This window comes from Bradyrhizobium sp. (assembly GCF_049581145.1).
Taxonomy (GTDB): Bacteria; Pseudomonadota; Alphaproteobacteria; order Rhizobiales; family Xanthobacteraceae; genus Bradyrhizobium.
In genome coordinates, this window is record NZ_JBAURI010000969.1 from 1 (window position 1) to 6,405 (window position 6,405).

Here is a 6,405-nt window from a genome sequence, read left to right on the forward strand (position 1 = left end):
GCCGGCGTCCAAAAACCTGCACACAAGGCACGAAGCGTAAGTGCCGGAACGCACGGGGTATTTCCGGAGCCGGGGATAGACCGGCTGCGCCATCAACCTGCAGGCGGTGGCGGCCGTTGACCCCAAGCAACATTGCCGAATCTGACGACTTCCAGATGGTCGATCGGATCGGCTACGATGTCGCACCAGTCGCGTAGGAGAGCCGATGAGGCGGCGCGAATCATACTTGCCGATGGCGCGGCTCCGGCGAGGATGCCGACCCGCGCGCGCCGCGGCGGCCGATGCCCGCGATCGGATGCTGCCGGGAGCGAATGAGGATGGAGGGCGCGGCCCTCAGGAGGGCATCGTGATTGCCATGCGCTGGCTCGATGTTCTGCTCGGTCTGCTCGGTCTTCTCGCTCTGATCGCATCATGCCCTGCAATCGCCGAGGACTATCCTTCCCATGTCGTGACCATCGTCGTACCAAACGCTCCTGGAGGCCCTTCGGACCTGCTCGCGCGCTGGATCGGAAACCTGATGAGCAGGCAACTTGGGCAGCAGATCATGGTCGAGAATGTGGCGGGCGCGAGCGGTACGATTGGTACAAGCCGCGTCGCCCAGGCCGCGCCGGACGGCTACACGCTTCTGATGCACAACATCACGTTTGCGGCGGCGCCCCTGCTCTACAAGAGCCGCACCTATGATCCTCTCGGGGACTTCGATCCGATCGGCCTGGTGGCCGAAACACCGCAAGCCATCGTCGCCAAGAAGGCAGTCACTGCCAGGGATTTGCATGAGCTCATCGCCTACATCAAGGCGAACCAACAGACCATCAATCTCGCCGATGCGGGACGGGGCAGCGCATCCTATCTCTGCAACCTGATGCTTGAGCGGGCCATCGGTGCGTCGATGACCGCCGTCTCCTATCGCGGAATGAATCCTGCGCTGAACGATCTGCTGGCAGGCCACGTCGACCTCATGTGTGACCAGATCGCCAATACGGCCGAGCAGATCAAGGCCGGAAACATCAACGCCTATTGCGTGACCGCCCGTGAAAGGCTGCGTCAGCTGCCATCCTTGCCGACATGCGACGAGGCAGGACTTCCCCATCTCGAGACAAGCGTCTGGGTCGCCCTGCTTGGTCCCCGAGGAATGCCGCGGAACGCTGTCTCCAGGCTCGCCTTCGCTTTGCGGCAAGCTCTGCATGATCCGGCTTTGTCGCAACAACTGGCGAAGCTCGCGATCACCGTCGTTTCGGACGATCTGGCCACGCCAGAAGGGTTGAGGGCGTTTCTCAAGGTGGAAGTGGAGAAATGGAATCAGACGCTGAAGGCGATGCATGTCACGCCGGAGTAGCTGAGGCCAGGTGCCGCACCGCAAGTGCGCCGTTCGAGGCATCGGTGACGGGCCTCATCAATAGCGCAGGTGGCCGGCACGGCCACGCCGCGGACGAACGACGCTCCGGCGAAGCTTGTCGTTGGTTTTCGGGCAGCAAGATTGACCAATACAAGCGCCGGTTGCCGTCATCGCGGCTATTTGTTTCTCTTTGTTTCCGAGTGGCGCACCTGTACAAAGTTTAACTCGCATACCGCAGCGGCGTCATTAGTTTCATGATTGAACCTCGCGATTCGCGGAATCAGCAAATGGCTGCAGATGCAACCGCTTCCGCGAACGTTCAGCATGCCAGGATGAATCGTCGTCGACGCCGCGCCAACGCCAAAACGGAACATCGAACTGTTGATCCGGACATTGCCGGCATGCTGGCAACTGCCGTCGAACGCCACAGGGCTGGAAATCTCGCCGAGGCCGAGACTTATTACCGGAAGATTCTGGCGATCGAGCCGGATCATCGCGACGCAATTCAGTTGATCGGCGCAATCGCCTATCAGCGCGGAAGTTATGAAGTCGCGGCAGAATGGATTGGCCGCGCCATCAAGCTGGATCGAAATCAGCCGGCCTGGTTTTACAACCTTGGCTTGTCGCTGGAGCGTCTGGGCAAGCTGGAGCAGGCTCTCGCATGCTACGACAGCGCCCTCGCGCTCAACCCGCGCAGCGCCGAAGGCTGCAATAATCGCGGCAATGTCCTGAAAGCGCTGAACCGGACCGACGAGGCGCTCGCGAGCTACGAGCAAGCCCTGGCGCTGAATTCCGACTATGCGGAGGCGCTGAACGGCCGTGGCAGCCTGCTCGAGATCCGCAATCGCCCCGATGACGCGCTCGCATGCTATGACCGCGCGCTGCAAGTGAAGCCCAACTATGCCGACGCCTTCAACCACCGCGGCAATGCGCTGAAACGGCTGGGCCGGACCGAGGAGGCATTGGCCTCCTATGAAGCCGCGGTCGCGCTGAATCCGAACCTCGTCGCGGCGTTGAATAATTACGGCGCGATGTTGAAGGAGATGAATCGATTCGACGAAGCGCTGGCGAAGTATGACCAGGCGCTCGCGCTGGACCCCACCTCGATCGCGGCGCTCAACAACCGCGGCGTCGTGCTGGCTGAACTCGGGAGGTCCGACGAGGCGCTGTCGAGTTACGGCAAGGCGCTGGCCTTGAGCCCCGACCTGGTACCGACGCTGACCAATCGCGGCAATCTGCTGCAGGAGCTCGGTCGATACGACGACGCCCGTGCGGACTACGAGAAGGCCCTGGCGCGGGATCATGATTGTGCCGATGCGGTCAACGGCCTGGGCAGTTTGCTGCACAAATTGAACCGGATCCACGAAGCGGAAAAGACCCTGCGGCGCGCCATCCTGCTCAAGCCGAGTCATGCCGACGCCTATTGCAATCTCGGAGCCGTCCTGACCGACCTTGGCCGGCTCTCCGAGGCGGAGGCGGCGGTCCGACGCGCGGTCGAGCTCAATCCGGAGAGCCCGACCGCCCTCTGTCATCTAGGAAGTGTGCTCGTTGAACTCGGCAGATATCACGAGGCCGAGGCCGTGATCCGGCGCGCGCTCGCGCTCAAGCCAATGAGCGCCGACGCCCACTCGCTTCTTGCCAGCATCCACCACAGGTTGGGCAGACCCGAGGAGGCGGAGGCACTCAGCCGGCGAGCCATCGAACTGAAGCCGAATTTCGCCGCCGCCCACCACAATCTCAGCGTGGCTCTCACCGAGCTCGGGCGACTGAACGAAGCCGGCGCGGCCGCCGAGCGGGCGATCGCGCTGGCTCCGCACGCGCCGGAGTATTATCGTCAATTGGGGGATGTGAGAAAATATTCCGCCGGGGATCCTCATCTTGCGGCGCTCGAGACTTTGGCGGACGACGAGGCATCACTTGATATCGGAAAGCAGATCGACCTGAATTTCGCGCTCGCCAAGGCTCTCGGCGACGTGGACCGGAAGCAGGACGAATTCCGGCGATTGCTGGCCGGCAACAGGCTGAAGCGCTCGCGCATCGACTACAACGAGACTTTTGTGCTGGGCCAGATGGATTGCGCGCAGCAGGTCTTCTCGTCCGAATTCATCCGCTTCCGGCGCGGCAGCGGCGCGGCTTCCGCCCAGCCGATCTTCATCGTAGGAATGCCGCGCTCCGGAACGACTCTGATCGAACAGATTCTGGCAAGCCATCCGATGGTATTTGGCGCCGGCGAGCTCACGCTGTTCGAACGCGCCCTTTCCGAAATCCGATCGAGCATGCATGGGGCGCAAAACTATCCCGAAATTGCCTTGCAGATGACGGACGAGCAGTTTCGCGAGCTCGGCCTTCATTATCTTGCCGAGATGCGGCAATTGGCGCCGACCGCATCCCATATCACCGACAAGATGCCGACGAACTTCGTCTTCGCCGGCCTCATCCATCTTGCGCTTCCCAATGCAACGATCATTCACATCGTCCGCGATCCCGTGGACACCTGCATCTCCTGCTTTTCCAAGCTTTTCACCGAAGGCCATTCTTACAGCTATGACCTCGCCGAACTCGGGCGCTATCATCGCAGCTACGCGGCGCTGATGCGCCACTGGCACCGCGTGCTGCCGTCAGGACGCATCCTCGACGTCTGCTATGAGGAGACGGTCGCCGACCTCGAAGCCGCGGCGCGTCGCATCCTTGCGCATTGCGGTTTGCCCTGGGACGCGCGTTGTCTCGACTTCCATCGCACCGAGCGCGTTGTCCGCACCTCGAGCGCCGCGCAGGTTCGCAGGCCGATCTACGCCAGTTCAGTCGGACGGCGCCACGCCTACGGTGCGCTGCTCGAACCGCTGCTTGCGGAGCTGGGCGGCGGGAGCGATGAGTTCGGCTTGAACCGCATCGGCGATCCCGCCTATCGCGGCCGGGTCACGTCACCGGCGCCGGATTGAACAGCGTCAGCGCGTTGAACAACCCCCAGCGGTCCGACCAGGGTTTGGTGCGGCCGCTGGCCACATCCAGGATCAGCCGGAACAGGTCCCAGCCGGCCTCTTCGATCGTCATGTCGCCGGTCGCGATCCGGCCCGCGTCGAAATCGATCAGGTCCTTCCAGCGCCGCGCCAGCTCGCTGCGGGTCGCGACCTTGATCACGGGTGCGGCCGCGAGACCATAAGGTGTGCCGCGGCCGGTGGTGAACACCTGCAGCGTCATGCCGGAGGCAAGCTGCAGCGTGCCGCAGATGAAATCGGACGCCGGCGTCGCCGCGAACAGCATGCCCTTGCTCCGCGCCTTCTCGCCCGGCGCCAGCACGCCGGCGATCGGGCTCGAGCCCGACTTCACGATCGAGCCGAGCGACTTCTCGACGATATTGGCGAGCCCGCCCTTCTTGTTGCCCGGCGTGGTGTTGGCGCTGCGGTCGGCGCCGCCGCGGGCGAGATAGGCGTCATACCAGGCCATTTCGCGCACCAGCGCACGGCCGACATCCTCATTGACCGCCCGGCGGGTCAGAAGCTGAATCGCATCGCGCACTTCGGTCACCTCGGAGAACATCACGGTCGCGCCCGCACGCACCAAGAGATCGGCGGCAAAACCGACCGCGGGATTGGCGGTGACGCCGGAAAACGCGTCGCTGCCGCCGCATTGCAGGCCGATCACGAGATCGCCGGCCGGACAGGTCTCGCGGCGGCGCCGGTCGAGAACCGCAAGCCTGGCGTCGGCCATCGCGACGATCGCATCGACGATCGCGCCAAATCCCTCGAACGCTTCGTCCTGCATGCGCACGATACCCTCGCTGACCCCTTCGGGCAGCAAACGATCGGGACTGAGTTTTTCGCAGCCGAGGCCGACCACCATGACCTCACCGCCGAAATTCGGATTGAGCGCCAGATTTTGCAAGGTGCGGATCGGCACGATCGCCTCCGGCGCCGTGATCGCGACGCCACAGCCATACGCATGGGTCAGGGCCACGACATCGTCGACATTGGGATATCTGGGCAGAAGCTCGGCGCGGATGCGCTTGAGCGCATAGTCCAGCGTGCCGGCGACGCATTGCACGGAGGTGCTGATGCCGAGGATGTTTCTGGTGCCGACCGAGCCGTCGGGATTGCGAAAACCCTCGAACGTGTAACCTTCGAGCGGCGGCAACTGCGGCGGCACGGCGGTCGCGATCTCCAGCGCGTCCAGCGATGGCGCGTCCGGCATCCGGATGCGGGCTTCGTCGACCCACTCGCCGGCGCCGATGCGCGAAGCCGCATGGCCGATGATCTCGCCATAGCGCAGGATCGGCGCGCCCTCCGCGATGTCGACCAGCGCGGTCTTGTGGCCCTGTGGCACGAACGCTGCGAGCGTCAGCCCGCAGGCAAAGCGCGAGCCGGCGGGCAGGCCGAAATCGTTGACGACGATCGCCACATTGTCGCACGCATTGAGCTTGATGTAGCGCGGCTGCTCGGTGGCCGCGACCTTCTGGTCCATGCGCGCTCCTGTCTCAGACCCCGGTTTCCGCACCGGGGGCGGAATCGGCGGCCTCGGGGCTCGCGTTGAATGCTCTCGCACCAGCGCGCTGTTCAAGCGCAGCATAGCGCGCGCCGTTGCGGATGCCAAACAGCCGATGATCGTTGGCGCCGCCGCCGACAACAGCGCTGAACCCTGCCGCCGCTCGGGGGAGTCGGTAGATCATTGTGACGGCAACAGGCCCTGTACGACCGGTGCAGCCAATACCAAATTGTTCAGCAACTGCTCGGCGAAACCCTACCCGGCATTCATCGCCCCGGCATCGTTTCATAGACCATCCATGCAATTCGATCCATCCACGGAGATGAAAGTTTTATGACATGCCTAATCCAGGCGCCAGCCTGCGTCGACATGGCGTGTTGAACGAATGGCGCGTTGAACAAAATGACGCCGGGCAAGTTCTCCAAGCATCACACAGGGCGAGGACGAAACCCATGTCGGATGCCTCAATCAATCACGCGGACATGCTGCTGCGGATGGACGAGTCCAAGATCACACGGCAGCACTGGAAGATCATGTTCATCTCGGGAATGGGCTTTTTCACCGACGCCTATGATCTCTTCATCATCGGG

General features: G+C 63.2%; 3 protein-coding genes. 2 read left to right on the top strand and 1 reads right to left on the bottom strand.

Annotated elements, in window-relative coordinates; genetic code table 11:
* The first annotated feature begins 355 nt into the window (after positions 1-355).
* Together WCB02_RS31605 and WCB02_RS31610 are read left to right on the top strand one after the other, a co-directional pair.
* Complete coding sequence (locus tag WCB02_RS31605; RefSeq protein WP_423964358.1) at positions 356-1,336, top strand: tripartite tricarboxylate transporter substrate-binding protein; 981 nt, start codon at positions 356-358, stop codon at positions 1,334-1,336.
* A 401-nt stretch (positions 1,337-1,737) separates the two neighbouring features.
* Positions 1,738-4,275: a tetratricopeptide repeat protein gene (locus WCB02_RS31610; RefSeq protein ID WP_423964354.1), complete on the top strand. Its 2,538-nt coding sequence runs from the start codon at positions 1,738-1,740 to the stop codon at positions 4,273-4,275.
* Here WCB02_RS31610 and garD read toward each other — a convergent pair.
* Positions 4,253-5,794, bottom strand: coding sequence for a galactarate dehydratase (garD, locus tag WCB02_RS31615; protein WP_423964356.1), 1,542 nt, complete (start codon positions 5,792-5,794; stop codon positions 4,253-4,255). The genes WCB02_RS31610 and garD overlap by 23 nt on opposite strands.
* Positions 5,795-6,405 lie beyond the last annotated feature (611 nt).

What these genes read in the sequence shown, in the direction of transcription:
- WCB02_RS31605 (WP_423964358.1), top strand. Translation starts at nt 356, where the DNA reads ATGCGCTGGCTCGATGTTCTGCTCGGTCTGCTCGGTCTTCTCGCTCTG.
- WCB02_RS31610 (WP_423964354.1), top strand. Translation starts at nt 1,738, where the DNA reads ATGCTGGCAACTGCCGTCGAACGCCACAGGGCTGGAAATCTCGCCGAG.
- garD (WP_423964356.1), bottom strand. Translation starts at nt 5,794, where the DNA reads ATGGACCAGAAGGTCGCGGCCACCGAGCAGCCGCGCTACATCAAGCTC.